Raw genomic sequence first — 25,761 nt, forward strand, 5'->3', positions numbered from 1 at the left:
ACAACAGCACTACTTGAAGATCGCGACGCGCATAGTGGACTGCTTCCGCCGGAATAGCAATCTTTATTTTCAAAAGCTTAGCGAGATAGCAGCCGCTTCAGGCGCGCGCCATGCGCTGCAGGCCGCGCATCAGGCAGCCGAGCAGGGGCAGCTTGGCGTAGAGCTCCTCGGCGGCATCCCAGTAGTCGCGATGCAGCGTCACCCGCCCGACGTCGTCGAAGCGCAGGTGGGTGGCGCCGCGGGCGATCATGGCTCGCGCCGGCAGCGGCGCGCGGGTGCGGAAATGGAATTCCCACAGCAGCATGGCCCCGCCCACGGGTGGCGAGCCGACGAAGCGCGAGGTGACGACGAAGCGCGGCTCCGCAACCTGCACGAACATGTGGCGGAAGATGTTCTCGATGGCCGGCGGGCCGCGCACCTCGTTGAACGGGTCCTTGAACTCGGCGTCGGCGGCGTAGAAGTCGGCGACCCGGTGCAGATTGTCGGGGGAGAGGGTCTCGAACCAGGCGATCAGTTCGTCAAGTCGCGTCATGGCGGGTTCCGGTGAGGGTGTGGATCAGGGGGAAGTAGAGCGCGTCGGGCAGCAACGCCAGCGCCTTGAGCGCCCAGGACAGGCGGCGCGGAAAGTGAATCTCGAAACGGCCGCGGGCGAAGCCGGCGAGGATCTCGCGCACCGCCCGCCCGGCCGGGACCAGCGCCGGCATCGGGAAGTCGTTGACCGCGGTCATCGGCGTCTCGACGAAGCCGGGATTGATGAGGAAGACGCCGAGCCCGCGCTGGGCCAGGTCGAGGTGCAGGGCACCCGCGAAGTAATTGAGCGCGGCCTTGCTCGTACCGTAGAGCAGCGCGCGCGGTAGCGGCCGGTAGCCGGCGACGCTGCCGACGAAGGCCAGGGCGCGCGGACTCCGGCTGCTGCCGTCGCCCCGGCGCAGCAGCCGCGGCACCAGCACCGCGGCGAAATGCATGGCGCCGCGCAGGTTGATGTCGAGCGTGGCATCGATGCGTGCGCCGTCGAATTCGCTCGCGCTCGCCGGGTGCCAGACGCCGGCGGCGTAGATCGCCACGTCGACGCCCTGCCAGAGATCATCGAGTTTGCGTGCCGCCGCTTCGAGGGCGGCAGGGTCGGCGGCGTCGCAGGGCAGGGCGAGGGATTGCGGCAGATCGGCGGCAAGTCGATCGAGCAATTCCCGGCGCCGCGCCGACACGGCCACCCGCGCGCCGCGCGCCGCCAGCTCGCGCGCCAGCGCTGCGCCGATGCCCGACGAGGCGCCGACGATCCAGACGCGCAGGCCCTGCCAGTCGGTGATGCGCGGATTCATGGCCGTTTGCGGAAGGACAGCGTGACCTCGCCCAGGGTGTAGCCGTACTTGCTCATCACCGAGCGGTTGAGCATGACCTGCTCGTCCATGAGGAACATCCAGTCGTCGAAGTCGACCTCGACGGTCTTGCCGTCGACCGGTAGCGCCAGCACGTAGCGCCAGCGCAGGGCATTGCCCGCCGCCTCGCCGCGGGCCTCGCCGATGACGTCGTCGGCGGTGCCGATAAAGCGGCCGCCGCCCTGGTCCTTGAGGGTCCACACGCGGCGGCTGGTGGTGCCGTCGGACCAGGTGAAGCGCTCGTCGAGCGTGCCGGTGTCGCCGGCCCAGCGCGCGTCGATGACGACGTGGAAGCGCTTGACCACCTCGCCGGAACGCTTCTGGAACATGCCCCAGCCGTCGAGCGTGCCGTTGAAATAGCGGCGCAGGTCGAGCTGCGGCGTGTCGGCGCGGTAACGCTCGACCTCGATGCCGGCGCAACCGGCAAGACCGAGCAGCGACAGGGTGGCCAGAACCATGCGTTTCCACATCATGCATCTCCTTCGAAGTCGCGGCGCCAGCGCCACAGCAGCGCCAGCGCCGCCAGTTTGAGAACCGCCGGCAGCAGGGCATAGACGGCAGCCAGCGCGGTCAATGCCGCCGTATCGCCAGCGCCGACCTTGTAGCCGGCCAGCCCGAGCAGCGGCAGCGCCAGCCCCGCGGCCAGCGCGAGGTTCAGTTTGGTGACGAAATTCCACAGGCCGAAATAGGCCCCGGCACCGGCCACCGCGGTGGCGCCGCCGGCGGCATCCGTGACATCGCCGCGCGCCAGGCGGTCGGCCAGCAATGCCGGCGGCAGCGCCAGTTCGGCGCCGAGCGCGGCGCCGCTGGCGGCGCAGATGACGCCGAAGGCCACCGCATCGCCGGCATCGAGGAAGAAGGCCCAGACGAAGCTGGCCAGGGCCAGCGCCATGCTCGCCGCCCAGGCCGCGACCTTGCCGCGGCGTCGCGCCAGCGCCACCCAGCCCGGCAACGCCAGCGCGCCGGCGAGGAAGTAGATGGCGAGGAAGGCGCCCTGCCAGGACTCCAGCTGCAGTACGTCGGCGATGTAGAACAGCACCAGCGTGGCCGGTATCGCCGCGGCGATGCCGCCGACGGCGAGCACAGCGAGCAGCCGCCGGAACACGCGGTCGCGCAGCAGGGCGCCGAAAATGTCGGCGGCGGCTGCGGGCGCAGCACGCGCGGCCGGAGCACCGAGCAGGGTGACGAGCGCGGCGACCGCCAGCACCGGCACGAACACCCAGGCCAGTCGCCGCAGCCCCGGCGCGGCCTCGTCGGCGAGCAGCGCCGGCAGTGCCGCCGCGACCACGACGCCGGCCAGCGCGAATCCCTCGCGCCAGGCCGTGACCTGGGCACGCTGCTGGGTGCCGACATCGACTTCGGCGCCCCAGGCGTGGTAGTTGATGCTGGCTAGGCTGAAGCCGGCGAAGGTCACTGCCAGCGCGGCGGCGAGCCAGCCGGCACCGGCTCCGGCCGGCGGCGTCAGCAGGCCGACCAGGCCCACGGCGAGCAGCGGTAGCGCCAGCAGGATGAGGCCGCGACGGTCGCCGCGGCGGCGACTCCAGCGGTCGCTCCAGGCGCCGATGAGCGGATCGACGACGGCGTCGAGGAGGCGCGCGGCGAGCAGCACGGTGCCGACCAGCGCCAGCGACAGGCCGACGTTCTCGGCATAGAGCCGCGGCACGTGGACGTAGAGCGGCAGCGCGGCGAAGGCCAGCGGAAAGCCCAGCACGCCGTAGGCCAGCAGGGCGCGTTGCATGGTCAGGCCCTCTAGCCCTGCCCGAGCAGGCGGGCGCGCAGCGCCGGCTCGCGGGTACGCGGATCGAGCCAGATGGCGAAGAAGGTGCGGGCGAACTCGGGGTCGTCGACGCGGCCGGTCAGCCGCCCCTGGTGGTAGAACTCGGCACCGGCCTGCGGGCGGTGCACGCCGATGATCACCTCGCCCGGCCGCACGTCGGGAAACACCCGTTCGAGCGCAGTGCGCCAGCGCGCCAGGCGTTCGGCGTCGGTGCCGCCGAGGCGCTGCATCTCCTCGATGCTGGCCTGCACCAGCCGCTGCGCCGGAATGTCGCGGGCGTAGCGCAGCTCCAGGGCGTAGGCGCCATCGGCGCTCCAGCCCGCCGGCGGCGCCCACAGCCGCGCGTCGTACAGCTGGAAGCCGAACCAGCGCATCTCGCCCTGGCCGATCATCCGCCAGTCGCTGGCGATGCCGTCGAGGGCCCGCGCCGCCTGCATCAGCGCCGCCAGCATCGCGAACAGCAGGATGGCGCGGAACGTGCCCATGCTCAGCGCCGTTCGAGCAGGTAGTGGTAGACGTCGGTGCTGCCGGCGCGGAAGCCGGCCTCGCAATAGGCGAGGTAGAAGCGCCAGAGGCGGCGGAAGCGATCGTCGAAGCCGTGGCTGGCGATCTGCGGCCAGGCCGCTTCGAAGCGATCGCGCCACAGCGCGAGGGTGCGGCCGTAGTCGCGGCCGAAGGCGAAGCGGTCGGCGACGCGAAAGTCGGCGCTGGCGGCACGCCGCTCGAACGCCGCGGGCGACGGCAGCATGCCGCCGGGAAAGATGTGGCGCTGGATGAAGTCGGTGCCGCGGCGGTAGCTGGCGAACCGGTCGTCGGCGATGGTGATGGTCTGGATCGCGGCGCGCCCGCCCGGCTTGAGGCAGCGCGACAGCTGGCGGAAATACGCAGGCCAGTAGCGCTCGCCGACGGCCTCGAACATCTCGATGGAGACGATGTGGTCGTATTGCCCGGCGAGGTCGCGGTAATCGACCAGTTCGAAGGTCGCGCGGTCGTCCCAGCCGCCGGCGCGGGCGCGCTCGCGCGCGAATGCCAGCTGCGCGGGGGACAGGGTGATGCCATGCACGCGGCAGCCGTAGTCGCGCGTCGCCACCTCGGCGAAGCCGCCCCAGCCGCAGCCGATCTCGAGGATGGTGTCGCCGGGCCTGGGGTCGAGCCGGTCGAGCAGGCGCAGGTACTTGGCGCGCTGCGCCGATTCCAGCGACACGTCGCCGGCATCGCCGAAGAGCGCGGCCGAGTAGCTCATCGTCGGGTCGAGCCAGAGGCGGTAGAAGTCGTTGCCGAGGTCGTAGTGGGCGAGGATGTTGCGACGCGAACCGCTGCGCGTGTTGGCACGCAGCAGGTGGCGCAGGCGGTGGCGCAGCAGCGGCCACCACTGGCCGCGGATGGCGGCGTCGAGTTCGCGGCGGTTTTCGGCAAGCAGGGTGAGCAGCTCGGCGAGATCCTCGCTGTCCCACTCGCCGTCGATGTAGCTCTCGCCGAAGCCTATATCGCCTTCGCTCAGGGTGCGCTCGAACACGCGCGGGTCATGCACGACGAGGCCGGCACGCTCGACGCCTTCGCCCAGGCGCAGGCTGTCGCCGCCGGGCAGGGACAGGCGCAGGGAACCGCCGCGCACCTGGCGCAGCAGTTCGATGGCGGTGCTGGTCGCCGGCGCGAGCCGGGGCGCGGCTGCGCGTTCGCGGCCGGCGAATTGCGGGATGGGCGAGGCGGTGGTGACGAGGGTGTTCATCGGGTGGTCTCCTGCAGGGGGGCGGTGGGTTTGCGGAAGAAGGTGGCGCCCTTGAGCCACAGGCGCAGGGCCTGCCAGTGGATGCGGGCGAGGACGCCGAGTGCCAGCGCCGGGAAGGCGAGCCCGGCGCGCAGCGCGGTGGAGGCGTCGAGCGGAACGCCGCGGCCGCCGACGGCCGTGGCCAGCACGCGCTTGCCGTCGCGCCAGTAGTCGATCTCGACGCGGCGGCGGCCGTTCGAGAGGTCGAAGCGGAAGCGATATTCGCCGTCGACGGGGAAGAAGGGCGAGACGTGGAACACCTTGCGCGCGAACATGCGGTCCTCGGGGGCGATCGGTCGCTGGTCAGGATGGACCACCAGGTAGTTGTGGCGTTCGCCGAAAGTGTTGTTCACCTCGGCCAGCACGGCACGCAGATCGCCCTCGCGGTCATGGCAGAACCAGAAACTGACGGGATTGAAGACGCGGCCGAGGACGCGCGGGAAGGCCTGCAGCACCACCTCGCCGTCGGCGCGGTCGATGCCTTCGCGTGCCAGCAGGGCACGGATCCACGGCAGCGGCGCGCTGCCGTCGCGGGCGCCGTGGTCGGCGTAGCGCAGGCTCAGCAGGCCGGGACGGTCGATGCTGAACCAGCGGTTGCCTGCACGCTCGAGCTGCGACAGCGGCAGCGCGACGAAGAACAGCGGATAGACGAAGCGGTTGGCCGCGGCGCCGAAGCGCGCGTGCATCACGCTGCCGCGGCACAACTCGGGTGTCATGCGGCGCGCTCCGTGGCGTTCGCACCGTCCTGCCACGGGGCGCGGACGCCGAGGCCGTTGGCCACCGCCAGCGCCGACTTGAGGCCGTCCTCGTGGAAACCGTAGCCACCCCAGGCGCCGCAGAACCAGAGGCCGCGCCTGCCCTGGATCTCGTGCAGGCGCTGCTGCGCGGCGATGGCGGCGACGTCGAACAGCGGGTGGGCGTAGTCGTAGTCGCCGATCACCGTCTCCGGCTGCGGTTCGCGGTGGGGGTTGAGCGAGACGACCACCGGCGTGGCGAAGGGCAACGGCTGCAATTGGTTGATGAGGTAGGAGACGCTGACCGGGCGCCGGCCCCGCGGCTCGCTTTCGCTGCCGCTCGTCATGTAATTCCACGCCGACCAGACGCGGCGGTCGCGCGGCAGCAGGGCGGCGTCGGTGTGCAGCACCGCGCGGTTGGGCTGGTAGCGGATGGCGCCGAGCACGGCACGCTCTTCGGCGCTGGCGTGGTGGCCCAGCAGGGCCAGTGCCTGGTCGCTGTGGCAGGCCAGCACCACCTGGTCGAAGCGCTCGAAGCTGCCGTCGGGCAGGTCGACCACGACGCCTTCGCCGTAGGACACGACACCCTGCACCGGCGTGGCGAGGCGGATGTCGGGGATGGCGGCGGCGAGGCGATTGACGTACTCGCGGCCACCGCCCTTGACGGTCAGCCACTGCGGCCGGTCGAACACCTGCAGCAGGCCGTGGTTGCGGCAGAAGCGGACGAAGGTGGCGAGCGGATAGTCGAGCATGGCCTGCGTCGGGCAGGACCAGATCGCCGCGGCCATCGGCAGCAGGTACCAGTCGCGGAGCTCGGCGCTGTAGCGGTTGGCCGCCAGGTAGGCGCCGAGCGTGGTATCGGGCAGGTCCGCCGCCGCCGTCTCGCGGTTGAAGCGCAGGATGTCCTGCAGCATGCGCCAGAAGCCGGGGCGCGCCAGGTTGCGTTTTTGGGCAAAGAGCGTGGCCAGGCTCGAGCCGGCCCATTCGAGGTCGGGATCGTCGAGGCTGACGGCGAAGGACATGTCGCTCGCCACGGTGTCGACGCCGAGCAGGCGGAACAGCGCGGTGAGGTTGGGATAGGTGCGGTGGTTGCAGACGAGGAAGCCGGTGTCCACCGGATGGGTGATCCCCTCCACGGCCACGTCGACGGTGTGGGTGTGGCCGCCGAGGTAGTCGCCGGCCTCGAACAGCGTGACCTGGTGCTCGCGCACCAGCAGCCAGGCGCTGGCCAGGCCGGCGATGCCGGCGCCGACGACGGCGATCTTCATGGCCGGCTCCTCGGGTCGCGGCGTGGGGGCACGACCGCCGGGCGGCGTCGCGTCAGCAGATCGGCGGTGCGCAGCAGGAGGACTGTCAGCGCCAGGCCCAGCATCAGTTCGATCAATGGAACACTCATGGTTTCACCTCGGGGAAGGGTTGACTGGTGGCTCAGGGCTTTTCCGCCAGCCGCTGCTCGATCGCCGCAACGAAGCTGCGGCTGTCGGGGCTGGTCAGGGTGCTGAAGCTCTCGACGTTGGTGCCGGAGCGGTCGATCAGGTACTTGTGGAAGTTCCACTTCGGACGCGTGCCGGTTTTTTCGATCAGGCTCTTGTAGAAGGGGTGGGTCTTCGGCGCCGCGATGTCGGTCTTGGCCATCATCGGAAACTGCACGCCGTAGGTCAGCCGGCAGAAATCCGCGATCTGCTTGCTGTCGCCGGGCTCCTGGTTGCCGTAGTCGTTGGAGGGGAAACCGATCACCACCAGGCCGCGCTCGCGATACTTTTCGTAGAGCGCCTCGAGCGGTTCGTACTGCCCGGTGAAACCGCACTTGCTTGCGGTGTTGACGACGAGGATCACCTTGCCCTTGTACTGGCAGAGGGACTGCGGCACTTCGTCCTGCAGCCGTGGGAAGGTATGGTTGAGCAGGGGCGGGCAGTCGTTCGCCGCGGTCGGCAGGGGAGTCGCGACGGCAGCGGCGACGAGAAGGGCTGGTAGAACGCGCTTGTTTGTCATGTCATTTTGTCCTGGACAAAAGTAGAATCTGGTGCCAACATACCAATCCAGAGTATCTCTGTCAACTATTTTGTCCAAGACAAAGTCGCATGAATCCGAATCCATTTGAGCGGCACCAGGACATCGCCGCCGTCGCGCGGGATACCGGGCTCGGCAAGGACACCCTGCGCGTCTGGGAGCGGCGCTACGGCTTCCCCGCGCCCTTGCGCGACGAGGCCGGCGAACGCTTGTACCCGAACGAGCAGGTGATGCGCCTGCGCCTCGTCAAGCGCTTGATCGATCAGGGTTTTCGACCGGGAACCCTGTTGGCGCTGGATGCGGCGGCGCTGCAACAGCGCCTCGACGCACTGGCCGGAAAGGTCGGCGCCGGCGCCACGGCGACCGGTGATGGCGGCGCACGGCCGGCGGGGAATGCGGGGGTGGAAATGGCCGAGCGTCTCGTTCCCCTGCTCAGGGAGCGCGCCGCCGAGAGCCTGCGCGCGGCTCTGGCGCAGCAGCTCGCCCGCGAAGGTCTGCGCGGGTTTGTCATGGACACCGTGCCGGCGATGAACCGGCGGATCGGCGAAGCCTGGACCGCCGGCGAGATCGAGGTATTCGAGGAGCATCTCTACACCGAACTGCTGCAGAACCAGCTGCGCGCGGCCATCCATGCGCTGCCACCGGCACCGGGGCGCCCGCGCGTGCTGCTGACCACGCTCAAGGGCGAGGAGCACCAGCTCGGCCTGCTGATGGCCGAGGCGCTGCTGGCGGCCGAAGGCGCCGACTGCATCTCGCTTGGCCCGCAGACGCCGGTGGTCGACATCGTCATTGCGGTCGCACGCACCGCGCCGCAGATCGTGGCGCTGTCGTTCTCGGCCGCCTATTCGTGGCGCAAGGCGCGCGACGGCCTGCTGGAACTGCGCGCCGCGCTGCCGTCGGATGTCGAGCTCTGGGCCGGCGGCGGCGTCATCGCCGCCCGCGGCGCGCAGATTCGGGGGATAGTCTGCTTCGGCCGCATCGACGAGGTGCCGGGTGCGGTAGCCGAGTGGCGGGGTCGGCAAGCCGGCTAGGGCGTTTTCGGCTCTGCGCCGGAGCCTCGTCCAGAGGGCTCGCCGACGGCGTGTTCGCGGCAATGTTTCAGCTTTGGGGAATAATCCGCGGGTGTCGTGCGTATATGCGGTGTAGCACCCCTCAACCCCAACGGAGCACACCATGAAAACAAAATCCCTCATCGCAGCACTTTCGCTCTTCGTCCTTGCCGGCGCCTCCTGGGCCGCCGGCGCGCCCGTCAAGGCCGCCGACGGCGTTCTCGTCGGCACCAACGGCATGACGCTCTATACCTTCGACAAGGACACCGCCGGCAGTGGCAAGAGCGTCTGCAACGGCCCCTGCGCCGGCAACTGGCCGCCCCTGGCTGCGTCGGCGGACGCTGCGCCGGCCGGCGACTACAGCGTGATCACCCGCGACGACGGCTCGAAACAGTGGGCGCTGAAGGGCAAGCCGCTGTACTACTGGGCCAAGGACCAGAAGCCGGGCGACAAGACCGGCGACGGTTTCAACGGCGTCTGGAAAGTCGCCACGCCGTAATCGCCTGGTGAGCAGCCGCGACGCCATCGTTGCCGAGATTCCCCGCCTGCGCCGCTATGCGCGCGCGCTGACGGGGAATGCCGACCAGGCCGACGACCTGGTGCAGGACACGCTCGAACGTGCCCTCGAGAAATGGCGTCTCTGGCACAGCGCCAGGGAATTGCGGCCGTGGCTGTTTTCCATCATGCACAACCTGTTCGTCGACAGCCGGCGCCGGGCAGGACGAATCGATTACTGCGACGCCGATGAGCTTGACGAGGTGCCGCAGCGCAGCCAGGCCGGCGATGCACTCGAACTGCGCGACCTCGATCGCGCGCTGGCGCTGTTGCCGACGGAGCAGCGCGAAGTGCTGCTGCTGGTCGGGCTGGAGGAACTCAGCTACGCCGAAGCCGCGCGCTCGCTCGGCGTTCCGCAAGGAACGGTGATGTCGCGGCTGTCGCGCGCCCGCAGCCGGCTGCAGTCGATACTGAACGGCGAAGCCGTGCCCCAACTCAAGGTAGTCAAGACATGAACGCCCCCATCTCCGACGACGATCTGCATGCCTACGCCGACAACCGGCTCGATGCGGCGCGCCTGACGCAGGTGGAGGGCTGGCTGGCGGCGCACCCGGAGCATCGCGGCCAGGTCGACGCCTGGCGCAGCCAGTCCGCGCGGCTGCATCGCGCCTACGACGCCGTGCTCGACCAGCCGGTGCCGGCGCGGCTGATGCCCGCGGCCAACCAGTCGCGCTGGTTCGAAATGCGCCGCGTCGCCTTCGTCGGCTGGTTGATGCTCGGCACGGTGATCGGCTTCATGCTGCGCGGGGAACCGGCGCGGCAGGCGCCGCCGGCGCAGGCCGGTGTCTCGCTGCCGCACATGGCGGCGGTGGCCCATGCGGTTTACACGCCCGAAGTGCGCCATCCGGTCGAGGTCGGCGCCGACCAGGAAGCGCACCTGGTGGGCTGGCTGTCCAAGCGCCTCGGCGCCGAGCTCAAGCCGCCGCGGCTCGACGAAGCCGGCTACCGCCTCGTCGGCGGACGCCTGCTGCCGGGCGAGCGCGGCGAGGTGGCGCAGTTCATGTACGAGAACGCCGCGAAGAACCGCCTGACCCTCTACGTCCAGCCGCAGGCGGCCCAGGCCGCCGACGCCAGCTTCCGTTACGCCAACGAGAAGGGCATCGACGTCTTCTACTGGATCGACGGGCGCTTCGGCTACGCCCTGTCGGGCAGCACCGGGCGCGAGGACATGCTGCGGCTCGCGACCCTGGTCTACCGGCAACGCTGAAGCAGGGATCGTTCGACGCAGTGCGGATGGGGTAGAGTTGCTGGAGATCTAAAACTTCTCCCCGTCACCTGAAAGGTATCAGCGATGAAACTCGGTGCGACTGTTTCGGTCCTGGCCCTTGCCGCCCTCGGTTCGGCCTTCGCGCTGCCCGCGCTCGCCGACGTGACCATCCCCTACAACGAATACAGCGAATCCCCCACGATCGGCCGCGGCGGCGGCACCTCCACCGATCCGCGGAACCCGGGCTATGGCGCACTGAAGATCTTCATCGAGAAGGTCAAGGACTACACCGACGACCAGGGGCCCGATGCGCTACCGCCGGGCCATAAGGTGATCTTCGAGCGCGACCAGAAGACCGGGCGCGAGATCAGCGCGCTGCGCGCCGGCATCCAGTTCGCCAACAAGGGCGCGGAGAAGAAGTTCGCCGAGCCGAGCTGGGGCTTCGCCTACAACTCGGTGCCCTTCGGCATGCGCTTCGAGCAGATGCTCGGTTTCCTTTATGAGGCCAAAATCGAGGGCTTCGGCGGCAACGGCATCGCGCTGGCGCAGTCGCTGCTCGACAGTCGCGGCGGCACGCAGGTCGTGCTGCCGGTCGTCGGCAGCACCATGCAGGGCTCGGGCTATTTCCCGCAGCCCATCGGCAAGCCGGACTGCAATCCCGGCGACACCGAATGCGCAAGCCAGGGCAGCGGCATCGGCCTGGCGGGCCTGTGCCAGTCGGGCTGGCGCATCCGCTACCTCGCGCCGCCGCAGGACATCGTCGATCGCGCCTGCGACATCCTGGTCAAGCGCGGCGTGATCGCGAAGAAGACGCTGACCTTCTACCCGCCGGTCGGCGGCCAGTCGGTGCTGCTGCCGATGCAGAAGCGCACCATCCAGGGTTTCGAATACGTCAATCCCTACGACGACTTCGCCGACTTCTTCCCCATCAAGGGCGCCGCACCCGGCGTGCCGCTCGGCAACCCCGAGCTCGGCCCGCTCGACTGCAGCCCGGCGCAGCCCTTCCCGATTCCGGCCGGCACGAAGTCGACCTGCACGCAGAACATCGGCCAGATCGGCGGGCGCTATGCCCACCATCCCTCCTGGCACCAACCCTTCCTCGTCTCCTGGATGCACATCGACAAGGACCTCTGGAACGGCCTGACGCCGGCCCAGCGCGCGGCGATCGAGCGCGCGGCGAAGGACGCGCTGGTCGAGAGCTACAAGGCCAACGAATCGGTCGAGTGCGCCAGGCTCAAGGACATCCTCGACATCAACCAGGGCGTGCACCAGCGCAACGTCGACGGCTCGCGGCGCATCGTGAACGGCAAGCCCGTGAGTGCCGCGATGACCCTGGCGCGCTGGCCGGACGATGCACTCAAGGTGCTGCAGGAGGCGACCAACGACTACCTCGCCGCGCTGGCAGGGCCGGCCGAGGGCAAGACCCCGGCGCAGCAGGACTTCACGCGCTTCTACACGGCGCTCACCCAGTACGCCAAGGGCATCGGCGCGACGAAATTCGAACCGGGGACATTCCCGGCGAAGAGCGGCCTCAAGGCCGGGGAGCAGTGCCGGCTGGTGAAGTAGCCGTCCCTGGCGATCTCCATCGGCGTGTGGTGCGCGAGGCCGGCCGGCGTGATCTGATCGGGGCGAATTGCCTCAGGCCGAGCGTTGCGCGAGCCAGGCGCGCCAGCCGCCGAAGGTCGTGATGTCCTCGGCGGCGGCGGTGGCCGCGGCCTCGCAGACGAAACCCTGCACGGCGCTGCCGTCGGCCAGCGTGATGGTGCCGATGCCCAGCGGCGCCGGGATGCCGGCGACGAAGGAGCCGAATTCGCGCGCCGGCAATTCCCACACCTCGACCGTGATCGCGGCGCCGCCGGATGTAACTCGCACCATGCCGGGCCGCAGCGGCGGGCCGCCGGGCAGGGCGTAGAGTTTGTAGTCGGGCGACGATTGCGTCGCGGCGACGAGGCGACCGCCGCGCGAGGTCAGTTGCCAGTTGAGAGGCAGGCCCGAGAGGTGGGCGCCGCAGACTGCGACGCGGACCTGGCCCGAGGGCAGTGCGGCAAAAGTTCCCGAAGGCGACCCGAAGGTAGTGCAAGGCACGCATCGCGCTGGCGCTGGCGACACGGCGAGCGGGACGCCGGTCGCGCCCAGCGTCGCCTGCGGCAGCGCGCCGTGCAGCTTCGCCGCCAGGTGCAGCAGCGGCGCGTCCTGCGCGGCCGGGGCGAAGATCGTCACGCCCAGCGGCTGTCCATCCTTCCGGAATCCGCCCGGCACGGCGGTCGCCGCGTAGTCGAGCAGGTTCATGAAGTTGGTGTAGTAGCCGAGGTTGGAGTTGAGCTTGATCGGGTCGGCTTCCATCTGCGCGATGGTGTAGATGGTCGGTGCGGTCGGCGTGACGATGCAATCGACGCTCGCCCACACGGCATCGCACTCGCGCTTGGCGGCCTTGAGTTTGTAGAGGTAGGCGAAGGTGTCGGCCGCCGAGAACCTCAGGCCGCTGGCCGTGATCTCGCGTGTCACCGGAAACAGCGCCTCGGGCGTGGCATCGAAGAATTCGCGGATGGCCTGGTAGCGCTCGGCCACCCAGGGGCCTTCGTAGAGCAGCTTGGCCGTGGCGAGGAAGGGCGACAGGTCGATCTCGACCGCCTCGCCGCCGAGCGCCTCCAGCCGCGCCACCGCGTCGCGGAAGATGCGCTCGCTCTCCGTGTCGCCGAAGAACTGCAGCTCGGCCGCGCGTGGCACGCCGAACTTGAAGCTCGGCGCGCGGCCGAAATCGAAGCCGTAGCCTTCGACGGCTCGGGCGTAGGGATCGGCCGCGTCGAAACTCGCCGCGACCGCCAACACGGCCTCGGCGTCGGCTGCGGTCAGCGCGAAGATCGACACCGCGTCGAGCGAGCGGCAGGCCGGCACCACGCCCGTGGTCGACAGCCAGCCGCAGCTCGGCTTGTGGCCGACGAGGTTGTTGAAGGCGGCCGGCACGCGGCCCGATCCCGCGGTGTCGGTGCCGAGCGAAAAGCTCGCGTAGCCCTTGGCCACCGCGACCGCCGAGCCCGAGCTCGAGCCGCCCGAGACGTAGGCCGGGTCGAAGGCGTTGCGGCATGCCCCGTAGGGCGAACGCGTGCCGTTGAGCCCCGTGGCGAACTGGTCGAGGTTGGTCTTGCCGACGGGAATCGCGCCGGCCTCGATCAGCTTCTGCACGACAAAGGCGCTCGTGTCGGGTGTGAAAGCGTAGGCGGGACAAGCCGCCGTGGTCGGCACGCCGGCGAGGTCGATGTTGTCCTTGATCGCGAAGGGGATGCCGTAGAGCGGCAGGCTCGCCGGATCCTTTCCTTCGAGCGAGGCGGCGTACTTGCGCAGCGCTGCTTCGGGCAGGCGGTGGATCCAGACCTTGTTCGGGTCCTCGGCGGTGCGGCGGAGGATTTCCTCGACCAGCGCGGTCGGGGTGAGGCCGCCGGCGGCGTAGGCGGCACGCAGGGTATTGAAGTCGAAACTCAGCATGAATTACTCCTCGGCCTCGATGACCAGCAGATCCTGTCCGGCGGCGACCTGGCCGCCTTCCTTGCAGAACACGTGGCTGACGATGCCGGCGCAGGGCGCCGTCACGGGGATTTCCATCTTCATCGACTCGACGATCAGCAGCGTCTCGCCAGCGCCGACTTTTTGCCCCACGGCAGCCATGACCTTCCAGACGTTGCCGGCGACGTGGGTGGCGAGCGGCCGCGCGTTCGGCGGCAGGTCGAGCTCGGAGTCGGGGCCGGCTTCGGCGACGATGGCGTCGGATGCCACCACGTCCTGGCCCGCCGCCTTCCAGCGCTCGCGCTCGGCCTCGAACGATGCCTGCTGCTTCGCCTTGAAGGCGGCGATCTCCTCGCGGTGCTCGGCGAGGAAGGCGCGGTAGTCGCGCAAGCGGAAGGTCGTCTCCTCGATGTCCAGCTTGTGGCGGCCGGCCGGCACGTCCTCGCGCAGGCGCAGCAGTTCTTCCTTGCTCACCGGCACGAAGCGGATCTGGTCGAAGAAGCGCAAGAGCCACGGCTTCTCGAAGTCGGCGGTGACGCGGTGGCGGTTCCACATCTGCACCGTCCGGCCGACGAACTGGTAGCCGCCGGGGCCTTCCATGCCGTAGACGCAGAGGTAGGCGCCGCCGATGCCGACGGCGTTCTCCGGCGTCCACGTCCGTGCCGGGTTGTACTTGGTGGTCACCAGGCGGTGGCGCGGATCGACCGGTGTCGCGACCGGCGCGCCGAGGTAGACGTCGCCGAGGCCCATGACGAGGTAGCTGGCGTCGAACACCACCTTGTAGACGTCCTCGATGGAGTCGAGGCCGTTGATGCGGCGAATGAACTCGATATTGCTCGGGCACCAGGGCGCGTCGGGGCGCACCGACTGCATGTATTTCTCGATGGCGAGCTTCGTCGCCGGGTCGTCCCAGGACAGCGGCAGATGAACGATGCGCGAGGGCACCTCGATGTCGTCGATGGCCGGAAGGGCGGCATCGGCGGCGACGATGGCGTGGATCAGTCGATCCTGGTCGATCAGCCGCGCGTCGAAATGCACCTGCAGCGAGCGGATGCCCGGCGTCAGGTCGAGCACGCCGGGCAGGCGGCCGGCGGCGATCTCGGCCTGCAGCGCCTGCAGCAGCGCCTGCACGTGCAGGCGCAGTTCGAGGTCGAGCACCAGCGGGCCGAGTTCCACCAGCAGGCTGCGGTCGCCCGATTGGCGTATCGCCAGCGCCGACAACGCGCCGACGTCAGTCGGCAATGGTGAGTCTGGCGAAGCCTGACTGGTTGGACGCCGAAGGCGGCACTTTTCATTTTCCTCGGGCAGGAACTTCACGACGGGGCTGGCCAGCGGCGCCGGTGCGGAGGGCAGCATGGCATAGGCCGGTGCGTCGAGCGCGGCGATGGCGGCATCCTGGGCGCCCTCGTAGGCGTTGGCCTGCTCGCGGGTGATGCGGCGGAAGCGCACGGTGTCGCCGGGCTTGAGCTGGCCGAGCTTCCACAACTCGGCCTGGACGATGGTGGCGGGGCAGACGAAACCGCCGAGGCTGGGACCGTCCGGGCCGAGGATCACCGGCATGTCGCCGGTGAAGTCGACGGCGCCGATGGCATAGGCGTTGTCGTGGATGTTCGACGGATGCAGGCCGGCCTCGCCGCCGTCGGTCCGTGCCCATTGCGGCTTGGGGCCGATCAACCGCACCCCGGTGCGCGAGGAGTTGTAATGCACCTCCCAGGGCGTGGCGAAGAAGACCTCGATGTCGTGGTCGGTGAAGAAGTCGGGGGCGCCGTGCGGGCCGTAGAGCACGCCGATCTCCCACTCGTGCACCAGCGGCGGGCGCAGCGCCTGGCTCAACGGCGCACGACAAGCGGCGCTTTCCAGGTTCTGCGGATGGGCAGCAGCGATGCGCAGCACGTCGCCGGCGCGCAGCGTGCGGCCGCCGTGGCCGCCGAACTGGCCGAGGGTGAACGTGGACTTCGAGCCGAGGTATTCGGGAACGTCGAAGCCGCCCTGCACGGCGAGATAGGTTCGCAGGCCGGCCCCCTCGATGTTGGCCAGCCGCAGCACGCTGCCGGCCTTGACCGCATGCGCCTGCCAGTAGCCGAGCGGCGCGCCGTCGAGTGTCGCTGCCATCTGCGCGCCGGCGAGCGCGATCACGGTATCGCAGTTGAACTTGAGCGTCGGGCCGGCGGCGGTGAGTTCGAGCGCGGCCGTGCCCTCGGCATTGCCGACGAGGCGGTTGGCCAGGCGCAGCGCGAGGTGGTCCATCGGCCCCGAGGGCGGCACGCCGACGTCCCAATAGCCGGTGCGGCCCGGCCAGTCCTGCAGCGAGGACTGCACGCCGGGCTCGAGCACGTCGATGGTCGCGGCGCGGTAGTGGAAGGCGTTGAGGTAGCGCGTGGTCTGGCGGCCCTCGGCGAAGACCGCGTCGGCCACGACCTGGCGCAGGTAGTCGAGGTTGGTCTCGATGCCGTGCAGTTCCGTCGCCGCCAGCGCCTTCTGCAGCTTGTCGCGCGCGTCTTCGCGCGTCAGCCCCTTGGCGATGACCTTGGCCACCATCGGGTCGTAGTAGGGCGGGATCTCGCTGCCGTTCTCGACCCAGGAATCGACGCGCACGTCCTGCGGAAATTTCACCGAAGTGAGCAGGCCGGGTGCGGGCTGGAAGTTCTTGTTCGGGTCCTCGGCGTAGAGCCGCACCTGCATCGCCGCGCCCTTGGGCCTGGCGACGAATCCCGCGAGGTCGAGTTCGCCCGCCGCCGTACGCAGCATCCACTCGACGAGGTCGATGCCGGTGACTTCCTCGGTGACGCCGTGCTCGACCTGGAGCCGGGTGTTGACCTCGAGGAAGTAGAACTCGCCGTTGCCGGCATCGTAGACGAACTCGACGGTGCCGGCCGAGTGGTAGCCGACGGCGCTGCCGAGGCGAACGGCGGTGTCGAGCAGCCGCGCGCGCTGGGCTTCGGTGATGTTGGGTGCCGGGGTTTCCTCGATGACCTTCTGGTTGCGCCGCTGCACCGAGCAGTCGCGTTCCCCCAGCGCGACGACATGGCCGAAACCGTCGCCGAAGATCTGGACCTCGATGTGGCGCGCCTCCTGCACGTACTTTTCCAGGTAGATGCCGGCGTCCTTGAAGTTGGCGCGGGCCAGACGATCGACGGAGGCATAGGCCTCCGCCAGTTCGTCCTCGCTCCAGATCAGGCGCATGCCGATGCCGCCGCCGCCGGCCGTGCTCTTCAGCATCACCGGGTAGCCGATGCGGCGGGCTTCGGCCGCGGCGTGGCCGGCGTCGCCGAGCAGGCCGGAGCCGGGCAGCAGCGGCACGCCGCTCTTCTCCGCCAGCTCGCGCGCCGTGTGCTTGAGGCCGAAGGCGCGCATCTGCGCGGCACTCGGGCCGACGAAGGCGATGCCGGCGGCTGCGCAGGCATCGGCGAAGTCCGGGTTCTCGGAGAGGAAGCCGTAGCCGGGGTGGATGGCTTCGGCGCCAGTGGCCTGCGCGGCCTCGATCACCTTGTCGGCGCGCAGGTAGCTCTCGGCGGCCGGGGCCGGGCCGAGGCAGACGGATTCGTCCGCCTGCATGACGTGGGCGGCGTGGCGGTCGGCCTCGGAGTAGACGGCAACCGACGCGATGCCCAGGCGCTTGAGGGTGCGGATGATGCGGCAGGCGATGGCGCCGCGGTTGGCGATGAGGACTTTCTTGAACATCACCGGGCGTCCCAGACGAGCAGCCGGATCGGCGTCGGGTTGTAGGCGTTGCAGGGGTTGTTGAGCTGCGGGCAGTTGGAGATCAGCACCACCACGTCCATCAGCGCGCGCATCTCGACGTACTTGCCGGGCGCGGAGATGCCGTCCTCGAAGCTGAGCCTGCCTTCGGGCGTGACCGGCACGTTCATGAAGAAGTTGATGTTGGCGGCGATGTCGCGCTTGGACAGGTGGATGTGGCCGCAGTCGCAGTGCGCCATGGCATGGAGGAAATTGTCGCGGCAGCTGTGCATGTGGCGCTTGTCCAGCGCGTAGCGCACGGTGTTGCTCTCGGCCGCGCAGGCGCCGCCCAGGGTGTCGTGGCGGCCGCAGGTATCGGCGACGATCTCCAGCATGGGCCTGCCTTCGCTCGAATACAGCGTGGTGCCGGCGGTTAGGTAGAGGCTGCCCTGGCGGCGGATGGTGTCCGTCGCGCTATAGCGCTCCTCGGGATCGTCGGCGTTGTAGAACAGGGTGTCCACGGCCTGGTTGCCTTCGAGGTCGAGGATGCGGAAGACCTGGCCGGTGGTGACGGTGGCCATCCAGGGCTCGCCGGCGGCGCAGATTTCGTCGATCACGGCGGCCTTGGGGTCGAGCTTGCTTTCTACGAGGGACATCGTGTGCTCTCCTAGCAGGCGTTGTAGCGTTCGGTGTTCTCGAAGCCGCGCCCGTTCTCGGGGCGGAAGTTGCGGCAGGTGTCGTCGGCCGCCGGCGCGTCGGCGTGCCAGGCGATGAGCCTGACCGGCCGGGGCGCGTAGTCCGGATTGGGGTCGAGCGGGTGCGGCGCGGTGGAGAGTGCGACGAGGGTATTCATCTCGAAGCGCAGGTCCACCGTGCCGCCGGCCGGCGAATGGCCGGCGTGGAAGTGCAGGGCGCCGTCGGCCTCGTCCGCCGTGACCTTGCTGAACAGGTTCACCGTCGGCCCGAGGTCGCGCTTGCCCAGCCCGTATTTGCCCAGCTCGACCAGCAGCGAGTCGCGGCCGTTGCGGATCATCTCGTTGCGCTTCGCGCCATAGGGGGCGAGGCCGTACTTTTCCGCGGCGAGCGCCGCGTCGGAGACGCCGCAGAGCGGGTCGTGCCAGCCGACCGTGTCCGCGGTGATGGAGCAGAAGATGCGCCCCATGTCGGAGTAGAGGCAGTGGCCGCGCGTGAGGAAGGCGGTGTGCTGGGCCTTGAGCGTGTCGGGCATGTTGTAGCGCTCGAGCTTGTCCTCGGGGTTGAAGAACAGCAGCGAGGCGTTGGCGCCGCCTTCGATGTCGACGATGCGCAGCGCCATGCCGCGGCGAATCAGGCCGGACCAGTGGGTGCCGGCGGGAACGGTGTGCTCCCAGCGCAGGCGGTCGGATGAAATGTCGGGTGCGTTCATGATGTCGGCTGGTTGAGTTTTTCGAGGAGTTCGAAATCGGTCTTCATGCCCGAGGTCTCGCGGATGCGGGCGAGGATTTCCTTCTTGAGGGCGAGGAACTCGGGCGCGTGCTTCATGTCCTGGTCGCGCTGGGCCGGCAGCGGCACGTCGTAGATCTGCGCGATGCGGCCGGGCCGCGGCGCCATCAGCACGACGCGGTTGCCGAGGTAGATCGCTTCCTCGACGTCGTGGGTGACGAAGGCGATGGTGGTCTTCTCGATCTTGTGCACGTGGCGGATCAGGTCGTGCATCACCTCGCGCGTCTGCGCGTCGAGCGCGCCGAAGGGCTCGTCCATCAGCAGGATCTCGGGCTTGGGCATCAGCGCGCGGGCGATGGCCACGCGCTGCTGCATGCCGCCGGAGAGCTGGTTGGGGTAGGCGTCGCCGGCGTGGGCCAGGCCCATCAGCCGCAGCAGAGCGTCGGCGCGGCCGCTGGCGGCCTCGACGTCGGACATGGTGCGCTCGGCGGTGTGCACCTTGAGGCGGCGGCACCACTTGATGTTGTCCATCACCGACAGCCATGGATAGAGGCTGTAGTGCTGGAAGACCATGGCGCGGTCGGCGCCGGGGCCGGCGACGGAGTGGCCCGAGACCGCAAGCTCGCCGCCGTCGTGCCATTCGAGGCCGCCGATGGTGCGCAGCAGGGTGGACTTGCCGCAGCCCGAGGCGCCGACGAAGGTGACGAACTCGTTGTCGAAGATGTCGAGGTCGATGCCGGCCAGCGCCTGCACGGCCGCGGCGCCCTCGCCGAAGGTCTTGGTCAGGCCGCGGATGCTGATCTTGGCGTTCATTTGAAGTGCAGCCAGGGGAAGGACTTGCGGTGCATGGCGCGGAACAGCTGGTCGATGACCAGGCCGATGGCGCCGATCAGCAGAATGCCGGCGAAGATCTTGTCGGTCTGCATGAAGCGCTGCGCCTTGAGGATGGAGTAGCCCAGGCCCGAGTTGGCGGCGACCAGCTCGGCCACCACCAGGTAGGTCCAGGCCCAGCCCATGGTGATGCGCAGGGTGTCGAGCAGGGCCGGCTTGGCCGACTGCAGCAGCACCTGCTCGACGATCTCGCCGCGCGAGGCGCCCAGCGTCTGCGCCGCCTCGACCTGCGCGGCCGGCACGCGGCGCACGTCCTCGGCCACCATCAGCACCATCTGGAAGAAGGTGCCGATGAAAATGATGGCGATCTTCGAGCTTTCCTCGATGCCGATCCACAGCATCACCAGGGGGATGAAGGCGACGGCCGGCATGTAGCGGATGAAGTCGGTCAGCGGCTCGAGCAGCGCCTGCACCGGCCGCCAGGTGCCGATCATCAGCCCCAGCGGCACGGCGATCACCGCCGACAGCGCCCAGCCGGCGACGACGCGATAGACGCTGATGGAAACGTCGCCGAGCAGCTCGTCCTCCGTCGCCCAGGTGACGAGTCGCCGTGCGACGTCAGCCGGCGAGGGCATGAAGACCTTGTCCATCAGCTCCAGCGCCGCCACGCCCCACCACAGGCCGAGCGGCAGCAGCAGGCCGACGAGCGCCAGCAGCCAGTAGCGGCGGGAAGAGATCGGCGCGCGGATCGCCCAGAATCCGGGGCCCATGTTGCGCTGGGGTACGGCCATCTTCGGCTCCCTAATCGGTTGAACAGCGGGAGCGACGCGCGACCTCGTCCTCCCGGGCTTTTGTCCCTCCGTGGAGCCGCGCCTTCGCGAGGCCGGCGGCTCTCGGACCAGTCACCTCGACAAAGAGGCCGGAACCCTAGCCGCGCTTCGAGCAGCGATGGCAATCGCTCCCTTGCCCTACCTACAGCAAGGGGTGTGCCATGCGAAAACCGGTAGCCGATGCACTATCGGCGGGCTGCGATGCGAGGTCGGACGGAAAGAGGCACCGATGTGGGGCGTTGGATGCCCGCGCATGGTGCGTTTGGGCATTGTGGTCGACGGGGCAGAGTGGGGCAGCGGGCACCGCTCTGGTTTGGCTGCGGATTGGTCGGTTATCGAAGTTCAGAGTGGCTCAGCGCCACGGCAGAAATTCGGCCATAGCTGCCACAGCATCTGGCCACGCTGTATGTCAGCTTAAGACGTTGCTGACATAGAACGAAATACGTACGATCTGTCCGCTACATGGCTATGGAAAGCTACCCAATTTTTTGCCAAAGCCATACGAATATCGACGCTATTTTTTCTTACCAACTAGCCAACGCTTGAAGTCTTCTCTGTCAATGTGGCAATACCCTTTGCCCGGATTAGTGATGCCCTTCTCGGCACAGTATGCCTTCCGCGATGCTGCAGCTAACTTCGTCTTTGTAGCTACACGATCCCGCTCCGCTTGCACTGAAAAGCGCACGCTGGCAGAGTCTTTTGCCTTTTTTCGCAACTCAGGATGACTCCATGCTTTGAGAAGGCCGGCCGCCACCTTTTCCTTTATCTCAGGTGAGGCCATTGCGGATTTTGTTGCCGCCGCGTGCCTTTCTCTAAACAATGGGTCCGCAAAAACTGCGGCACGCTTTGCCTGCACAGTTGGGTCAGCGTGAGTCTTTCGATTAGCCGCAACATGCCGCGCGCGAACTTCTGGATTTTGATTTGCTTGCAGGATCGCCTCAATGCGTTTTTCACGCTCACCGGGCTTCGCCCAAGAATTGTGGACTCCGGTCGAATGTCGCTCTTTGACCTCAGGATTTTGCAGCGCGTTACGAACCGCATCTGAGACACGGCGAATTACTTCGGGGTTTGCGTACGCCTGCTTGAGTGACCGTATCCTTAATTGTTTAACCTCTGGTCGAGCCGCAGCAGCACTAATCGCCCGACCAATTTTTTCCTTCATCCCGGGGCGCGAGTGAATTTCCTTTGCAACTTCGCTATCGATCCCATCGCCACCGGCTGAAATATTCATCAATGTGCCACCGCCAATAGCTCTGCGTCCATGCTGTGCAATCAAATCAATTTCTACATTCTTGGCTTGCTCTGAAGTAAGACCGTCAGCGAGAATCTTCACAACAATTTCACGCCCCTCAGATAACGACTTCCTTAGGAACGTGTACCACATTGACTTCCCAGTTCCTCGTCGAACAACTCGAACATGTTCGCAGTAGCGATCACGTTTCCCCTTACCTATGTATCGCGGGACCCCATCAATGACGAACACATATACGTAGTAGCCAAAGGGCGCAACTTTTGGGTAGTGGACGTTTTTCATTGCCTTTGCCTTACTGCGGCAATCCTTAATGACTATTCATCAATCAGTCGCGCACTCATATGTCGTCACGACGCAGGCAGCTTGAAGGTTCCGGAGCAAGCGGGAGATGAATCGCCACTTTATGGAACAGCCTGCTCCCATTTTTATCATCGCTTTCTGCTGACATGTCTGAAAAGCAAGCCTGTAGGAGAGGCACGGCGCGCGCGATCCTCTGCTGCTATCTGGCCTAGCTTATCGGTGTCGAGCATGGGAATTCCTGAAGACGGATTACTCGGGCGGGAACCGCAGCTGCGAAAAGCTGCGCCCGGCCTGGATGGCTCGCCGCTCGATATCCGCGGCGGACTCAAGCCAGCCTTGCTGCTCCAGAAACAACAGATAAGCGCGCGTACTGATCTTGCGGCAGTTGTCCGGCAGCAAAAAGCTGGCGCGGGCGATTTTGTGATCCTCGAACAGGAACACGCCGGTTTGTCGCGGCTGGTCCAGAGCGAAGTCGTTCATGGTTTCCTGGATCGCCAGTTCGCCGAGATTGGCGGTGCGGGCGGCGGCTGGGTCTGCCGCCAGCGTTTGCTGGTGATGCCGGAAAGTGCGGGTTGTGCGCACCGATACCTGGCCGGAGGCGGCCCACTGCGCCAGTTTCTCGCTGGTCGGCGTCTGGTTGCGCGTCACTTCGTGCAGCACCATATCGACCAGCACGATCGGCCAGCCGGGCTTGAACAGCAGGTCGAGCGCATCGGCATAGGCCAGCGTGATGAGCGGCCCGGCGTCGGGCAGCAGAGCAACGTTCGCGGCCATCGCGAGCGGCTCAGCTTGCCAGCGATTTCAGTTGATCGACCATGTCGCGCGTGTCCGCCTCCGGCAATCGCGGCATCGGCAGGTGGGCTTGCGCCATCAACAGGAAGAGGTCTTCCTCGCTGTCGATTCCCAGCGCGCGCATGGCTTCGTCGCCCGCGAGCCGCCCCAGCGAAAAGTCGAGCAGCCGCCGGTAATTCTGGTTGCCCGTCGCTTCGGCCGCCTCGAAGGTTTCGACAAGATGGCGAAGCTCGGCGTTGAAGAGCGCATTGACCGAGGTGTCGGTCTTGGCGGCAATGATTTTGGCGCGCTTGAGCAGATCGCGATCAACCGCGCCGGTGAAATTGACGGTGCTTGCCATTTCCTGCCTCCATGGAATTAACACATAGATAAGTGTAGCACACCGATCGGTGTTGCTGAAACCGCACCGGGGGGGTGCGGTGTTTGGTATCGGTGTCGTCTGTCCTTGCCGTATTCGGGGACGAGCGTGCGGTAGCGCTGGGGCACGGCTCTGAAATCATGGGTGGTGAAGTAGGGATTGGTGGCCAGATCGGCGACGAACATGGAGAACTCTTCTTCCAGCAGCTCATTTCTGCACCTATTCCGCCTCGCCCTGCAACGCCACCTGCATCTCCTGCTCCGTTACCGGGTACTTCAAGACGGCATGGATGGGGAACAGCGCCGCCAGCTTGCCGACGTGCGCTTCGTCACGGGGATGCGCGAACACGATGACTTTCGCTTCCGGCGCGAAGCGTTGAAGGGTCGAGAGCGTGACATCGAGATTGCACAGATTCGTCCCGGCGTAGTTGTTGGCCCAGCCGTAGATGAAATCGCCGACGAAATAGTCCGGCGCCTGCTGCTGCATTGCCTTGTGCAGCTTGCGCGCGGTGTCGAAAAATTCCACCGCGATGCCCAGCCGCTGGTACAGGGCGGTGAGGTTCGGGTGGAACGGGGATTCGATCAGGGAGAACAGTGTTTTCATGGCGCGTCGACCCCGCTGGCGGGGCAGCGATTCAAACTTCCCATATCCGCACCTCGGGCGCGATACCCGCGGCGCGCGCCGCCGTGCAGAAGTTGCGGTCGAATGTGTGCATGACGGCACTGCCGCAGGCGGCGAGATGCAGCGCGTCGGCGAAATCCGCGCCCAGCGCATACCAGTCGAGCGCCAGGCGGATTTCCTCGGCAGCCTCGATCACGGTGTCGTCGGTTTCCAGCAGCGCGTGGAAAAAATTCAGTAGTTCGGTCGGCGTTCTCTTGTAGCGTGCGCGCAGCACCCATTCGGTTTCCAGCAGTACGGTGCGCGGAACAAAAACGGTGTCGCCGGCAATCAGTTGGCGCACCACGGCGACCTGGTCGGGGTGGTCGGCGACCAGTGCGAGCACCAGCATGTTGGTGTCCAGCGCAATCATCGGTCGGCGCTCTCTGATGCTTCCCCGTCCTCGCTGTAATCGACGGGCTGGCAGAGATCTTCGATGGACAGGGGCGGCCCCTCATGTTTGAAGAGACCGATCAGGTCCGTCAGCTTTCGCCCGGTTTTCTTCGATACGGCCTTGAGCGTGACGCCGGACGCGCTGGAAACCAGGGCGATCTGCGTTCCGGCGTCCCAATGCAGTTCGTCCCGAATTTCTTTCGGGATCACGACTTGGCCCTTGCTGGAAAGCGTGATGGTCGCGATAGCCATGGAAACCTCCGGGGTAAGACAAAAAGTAAGTCTAATTATCGGCGTGTCTGCGGGTTATGGCAAGCATGTCGATGGGACCGCGCGTCGGTCGTGTTGCAGGAGATGCTGCACGGCTGAGCGCGCAGGGGGGCAGGCTTCCTGCTCGGCGTCCTGCCAGCGCCGACTTTTCAGGCGCCCTGCCAGCGCGCGAAGTGTTCGCGCTCCGTGTTCCCCATCCATCTGTTGATTTCCCATAGGTCGGCCACCGGCTCGCGGGTGTAGGGATGCTCGTGCAGGTAGCCGTCGGGGCCGAATTCCGGCGTGAGGGTCGTGGTCGCGTAGCCGCGGCTGCGCTGGCTTTGCCAGATCGATTGCCACAGGCGCTGGTGCGCTTCGAGCCAGCGCGCGTATTCGGGCGCGGCGGGGTGGGGCACCTGCGGGCCCTGGTCGTAGCCGACGCGGGCGTGGATGTGATGCACGCGCGAGGCGATGAAATCCATGGCGTCGGGCTCGTCGTCGAGCGCGCGCTCGCAGACGACGAACCAGTGGCTGAAGTCGGCGGTGAGGCGCAGTTCCGGCAGGCGGCGCAGCACCTCGACAGCGACCCAGGGATTGAACAGGGTGCGGCTGCGGTGGGTCTCGAAGACCAGCGCGTGGCCGGACTTTTCGGCGAGTCTCAGCGCGTCCTCGAAGAAGCACAGCGAGGTGTCCAGCGGCCAGGCGTCGCAGCCGGCGATGGCGGTGACGAAACGCGGCGCGAGTTCGTCGGCGGCGGCCAGCGCGGCGGCGATGTCGGCGAGGTGGCGCTCGGGTGGCGCGCGGCGGTCGGGGACGTACCAGCCGCCGGTGTAGACCTCGCCGATGTAGTCGAGGCCGGCATCGCGCAAGGAGGCGGCGAGTTCGCGCTGTTTGGCCGGCTCGGCAGGCAGCGTGGCTTCGAGACCGGCGAAGCCCGCTTCGTGCGCCTGCGCGGCGGCCTCGGCGTAACTGCCTTGGTGGCCCCAGAGGGTCTTGAAGATGTCGAGCCGCATCAGTCGAAG

29 protein-coding genes and 1 riboswitch are annotated in these 25,761 nt (G+C 67.7%); of the genes, 5 read left to right on the forward strand and 24 right to left on the reverse strand.

Features of this window, described 5'->3' with window-relative positions:
• Nucleotides 1-97: 97 nt before the first annotated feature.
• From EJE94_RS10645 to EJE94_RS10685, 10 genes are read right to left on the reverse strand one after another with little or no spacing between them, the layout of a single operon-like run.
• The gene (locus tag EJE94_RS10645) at nt 98-532 is read right to left on the reverse strand and encodes a nuclear transport factor 2 family protein (protein ID WP_121241291.1); all 435 of its coding nucleotides are present in this window, start codon (nt 530-532) and stop codon (nt 98-100) included.
• A complete protein-coding gene (locus tag EJE94_RS10650) occupies nt 519-1,319 on the reverse strand; it encodes an SDR family NAD(P)-dependent oxidoreductase (protein ID WP_121241293.1) in 801 nt (266 codons plus the stop codon). The genes EJE94_RS10645 and EJE94_RS10650 overlap by 14 nt, the downstream gene beginning before the upstream one ends.
• Nucleotides 1,316-1,846: a DUF3833 domain-containing protein gene (locus tag EJE94_RS10655; protein WP_207855907.1), complete on the reverse strand. Its 531-nt coding sequence runs from the start codon at nt 1,844-1,846 to the stop codon at nt 1,316-1,318. The genes EJE94_RS10650 and EJE94_RS10655 overlap by 4 nt, the downstream gene beginning before the upstream one ends.
• The gene (locus EJE94_RS10660; RefSeq protein WP_121241297.1) at nt 1,846-3,114 is read right to left on the reverse strand and encodes an MFS transporter; all 1,269 of its coding nucleotides are present in this window, start codon (nt 3,112-3,114) and stop codon (nt 1,846-1,848) included. Before EJE94_RS10660 ends, EJE94_RS10655 begins: the two co-directional genes overlap by 1 nt.
• Before the next feature lie 11 nt (nt 3,115-3,125).
• Complete coding sequence (locus EJE94_RS10665) at nt 3,126-3,638, reverse strand: chalcone isomerase family protein (RefSeq protein ID WP_121241299.1); 513 nt, start codon at nt 3,636-3,638, stop codon at nt 3,126-3,128.
• A gap of 2 nt (nt 3,639-3,640) precedes the next feature.
• The gene (locus EJE94_RS10670) at nt 3,641-4,882 is read right to left on the reverse strand and encodes an SAM-dependent methyltransferase (protein ID WP_121241301.1); all 1,242 of its coding nucleotides are present in this window, start codon (nt 4,880-4,882) and stop codon (nt 3,641-3,643) included.
• Nucleotides 4,879-5,637 (reverse strand): DUF1365 domain-containing protein, encoded by a 759-nt coding sequence (locus EJE94_RS10675; protein WP_121241303.1) that lies wholly within the window; start codon nt 5,635-5,637, stop codon nt 4,879-4,881. The genes EJE94_RS10670 and EJE94_RS10675 overlap by 4 nt, the downstream gene beginning before the upstream one ends.
• Nucleotides 5,634-6,923, reverse strand: a complete 1,290-nt coding sequence (locus EJE94_RS10680) for an NAD(P)/FAD-dependent oxidoreductase (protein WP_121241305.1) — start codon at nt 6,921-6,923, stop codon at nt 5,634-5,636. Before EJE94_RS10680 ends, EJE94_RS10675 begins: the two co-directional genes overlap by 4 nt.
• Entirely contained in the window at nt 6,920-7,051 is a 132-nt protein-coding gene (locus EJE94_RS14975) for a hypothetical protein (RefSeq protein WP_275540527.1), read from the reverse strand. The genes EJE94_RS10680 and EJE94_RS14975 overlap by 4 nt, the downstream gene beginning before the upstream one ends.
• A gap of 32 nt (nt 7,052-7,083) precedes the next feature.
• Nucleotides 7,084-7,647 carry a glutathione peroxidase gene (locus EJE94_RS10685; RefSeq protein ID WP_121241307.1) on the reverse strand — a complete coding sequence of 188 codons (564 nt, stop codon included), beginning with the start codon at nt 7,645-7,647 and terminating at the stop codon, nt 7,084-7,086.
• 89 nt (nt 7,648-7,736) lie between these two features.
• On the opposite strand from EJE94_RS10685, the gene EJE94_RS10690 reads away from it, so the two are divergent.
• From EJE94_RS10690 to EJE94_RS10710, 5 genes are all read left to right on the forward strand, one after another.
• Nucleotides 7,737-8,696: a MerR family transcriptional regulator gene (locus EJE94_RS10690; protein WP_121241309.1), complete on the forward strand. Its 960-nt coding sequence runs from the start codon at nt 7,737-7,739 to the stop codon at nt 8,694-8,696.
• A gap of 142 nt (nt 8,697-8,838) precedes the next feature.
• Nucleotides 8,839-9,213: a COG4315 family predicted lipoprotein gene (locus EJE94_RS10695; RefSeq protein ID WP_121241311.1), complete on the forward strand. Its 375-nt coding sequence runs from the start codon at nt 8,839-8,841 to the stop codon at nt 9,211-9,213.
• 7 nt (nt 9,214-9,220) lie between these two features.
• A complete protein-coding gene (locus tag EJE94_RS10700; protein WP_121241313.1) occupies nt 9,221-9,724 on the forward strand; it encodes a sigma-70 family RNA polymerase sigma factor in 504 nt (167 codons plus the stop codon).
• Nucleotides 9,721-10,476 carry an anti-sigma factor family protein gene (locus tag EJE94_RS10705; protein WP_121241315.1) on the forward strand — a complete coding sequence of 252 codons (756 nt, stop codon included), beginning with the start codon at nt 9,721-9,723 and terminating at the stop codon, nt 10,474-10,476. The genes EJE94_RS10700 and EJE94_RS10705 overlap by 4 nt, the downstream gene beginning before the upstream one ends.
• Before the next feature lie 84 nt (nt 10,477-10,560).
• Nucleotides 10,561-12,042, forward strand: coding sequence for a type 2 periplasmic-binding domain-containing protein (locus EJE94_RS10710; RefSeq protein WP_121241317.1), 1,482 nt, complete (start codon nt 10,561-10,563; stop codon nt 12,040-12,042).
• Between the two features lie 72 nt (nt 12,043-12,114).
• Here the strand turns inward: EJE94_RS10710 and atzF are convergent, their stop codons facing one another.
• From atzF to EJE94_RS10780, 14 genes are all read right to left on the reverse strand, one after another.
• Nucleotides 12,115-13,959 carry an allophanate hydrolase gene (atzF, locus tag EJE94_RS10715; protein WP_121241319.1) on the reverse strand — a complete coding sequence of 615 codons (1,845 nt, stop codon included), beginning with the start codon at nt 13,957-13,959 and terminating at the stop codon, nt 12,115-12,117.
• Between the two features lie 3 nt (nt 13,960-13,962).
• Nucleotides 13,963-17,658, reverse strand: coding sequence for an urea carboxylase (uca, locus tag EJE94_RS10720; RefSeq protein WP_121241321.1), 3,696 nt, complete (start codon nt 17,656-17,658; stop codon nt 13,963-13,965).
• On the reverse strand, nt 17,658-18,311 hold the full coding sequence (locus tag EJE94_RS10725; protein ID WP_121241323.1) for an urea amidolyase associated protein UAAP2: 654 nt from the start codon (nt 18,309-18,311) through the stop codon (nt 17,658-17,660). Before EJE94_RS10725 ends, uca begins: the two co-directional genes overlap by 1 nt.
• An 11-nt stretch (nt 18,312-18,322) precedes the next feature.
• Nucleotides 18,323-19,060, reverse strand: a complete 738-nt coding sequence (locus tag EJE94_RS10730; RefSeq protein ID WP_121241325.1) for an urea amidolyase associated protein UAAP1 — start codon at nt 19,058-19,060, stop codon at nt 18,323-18,325.
• Complete coding sequence (locus EJE94_RS10735) at nt 19,057-19,890, reverse strand: ABC transporter ATP-binding protein (protein ID WP_121241327.1); 834 nt, start codon at nt 19,888-19,890, stop codon at nt 19,057-19,059. The genes EJE94_RS10730 and EJE94_RS10735 overlap by 4 nt, the downstream gene beginning before the upstream one ends.
• On the reverse strand, nt 19,887-20,699 hold the full coding sequence (locus tag EJE94_RS10740; protein ID WP_121241329.1) for an ABC transporter permease: 813 nt from the start codon (nt 20,697-20,699) through the stop codon (nt 19,887-19,889). Before EJE94_RS10740 ends, EJE94_RS10735 begins: the two co-directional genes overlap by 4 nt.
• 47 nt (nt 20,700-20,746) lie before the next feature.
• Nucleotides 20,747-20,850: riboswitch (guanidine-I (ykkC/yxkD leader) on the reverse strand.
• 402 nt (nt 20,851-21,252) lie between these two features.
• On the reverse strand, nt 21,253-22,122 hold the full coding sequence (locus EJE94_RS10745; RefSeq protein ID WP_124962452.1) for a hypothetical protein: 870 nt from the start codon (nt 22,120-22,122) through the stop codon (nt 21,253-21,255).
• A gap of 417 nt (nt 22,123-22,539) precedes the next feature.
• Nucleotides 22,540-23,064 (reverse strand): hypothetical protein, encoded by a 525-nt coding sequence (locus EJE94_RS10750; RefSeq protein WP_121241331.1) that lies wholly within the window; start codon nt 23,062-23,064, stop codon nt 22,540-22,542.
• 10 nt (nt 23,065-23,074) lie between these two features.
• Nucleotides 23,075-23,422 (reverse strand): hypothetical protein, encoded by a 348-nt coding sequence (locus EJE94_RS10755; RefSeq protein WP_121241333.1) that lies wholly within the window; start codon nt 23,420-23,422, stop codon nt 23,075-23,077.
• 17 nt (nt 23,423-23,439) lie between these two features.
• On the reverse strand, nt 23,440-23,625 hold the full coding sequence (locus EJE94_RS10760; RefSeq protein ID WP_121241335.1) for a hypothetical protein: 186 nt from the start codon (nt 23,623-23,625) through the stop codon (nt 23,440-23,442).
• 34 nt (nt 23,626-23,659) lie between these two features.
• Nucleotides 23,660-24,043, reverse strand: a complete 384-nt coding sequence (locus EJE94_RS10765; RefSeq protein WP_121241337.1) for a hypothetical protein — start codon at nt 24,041-24,043, stop codon at nt 23,660-23,662.
• A 31-nt stretch (nt 24,044-24,074) separates the two neighbouring features.
• Entirely contained in the window at nt 24,075-24,470 is a 396-nt protein-coding gene (locus EJE94_RS10770; RefSeq protein WP_121241339.1) for a type II toxin-antitoxin system VapC family toxin, read from the reverse strand.
• Nucleotides 24,467-24,742: an AbrB/MazE/SpoVT family DNA-binding domain-containing protein gene (locus EJE94_RS10775; RefSeq protein WP_121241341.1), complete on the reverse strand. Its 276-nt coding sequence runs from the start codon at nt 24,740-24,742 to the stop codon at nt 24,467-24,469. The genes EJE94_RS10770 and EJE94_RS10775 overlap by 4 nt, the downstream gene beginning before the upstream one ends.
• A 167-nt stretch (nt 24,743-24,909) precedes the next feature.
• Nucleotides 24,910-25,752, reverse strand: a complete 843-nt coding sequence (locus EJE94_RS10780) for an IolE/MocC family protein (protein WP_121241343.1) — start codon at nt 25,750-25,752, stop codon at nt 24,910-24,912.
• Between the last annotated feature and the right edge of the window lie 9 nt (nt 25,753-25,761).

The organism is Sulfurisoma sediminicola (assembly GCF_003865015.1).
Classification (GTDB): Bacteria; Pseudomonadota; Gammaproteobacteria; order Burkholderiales; family Rhodocyclaceae; genus Sulfurisoma; species Sulfurisoma sediminicola.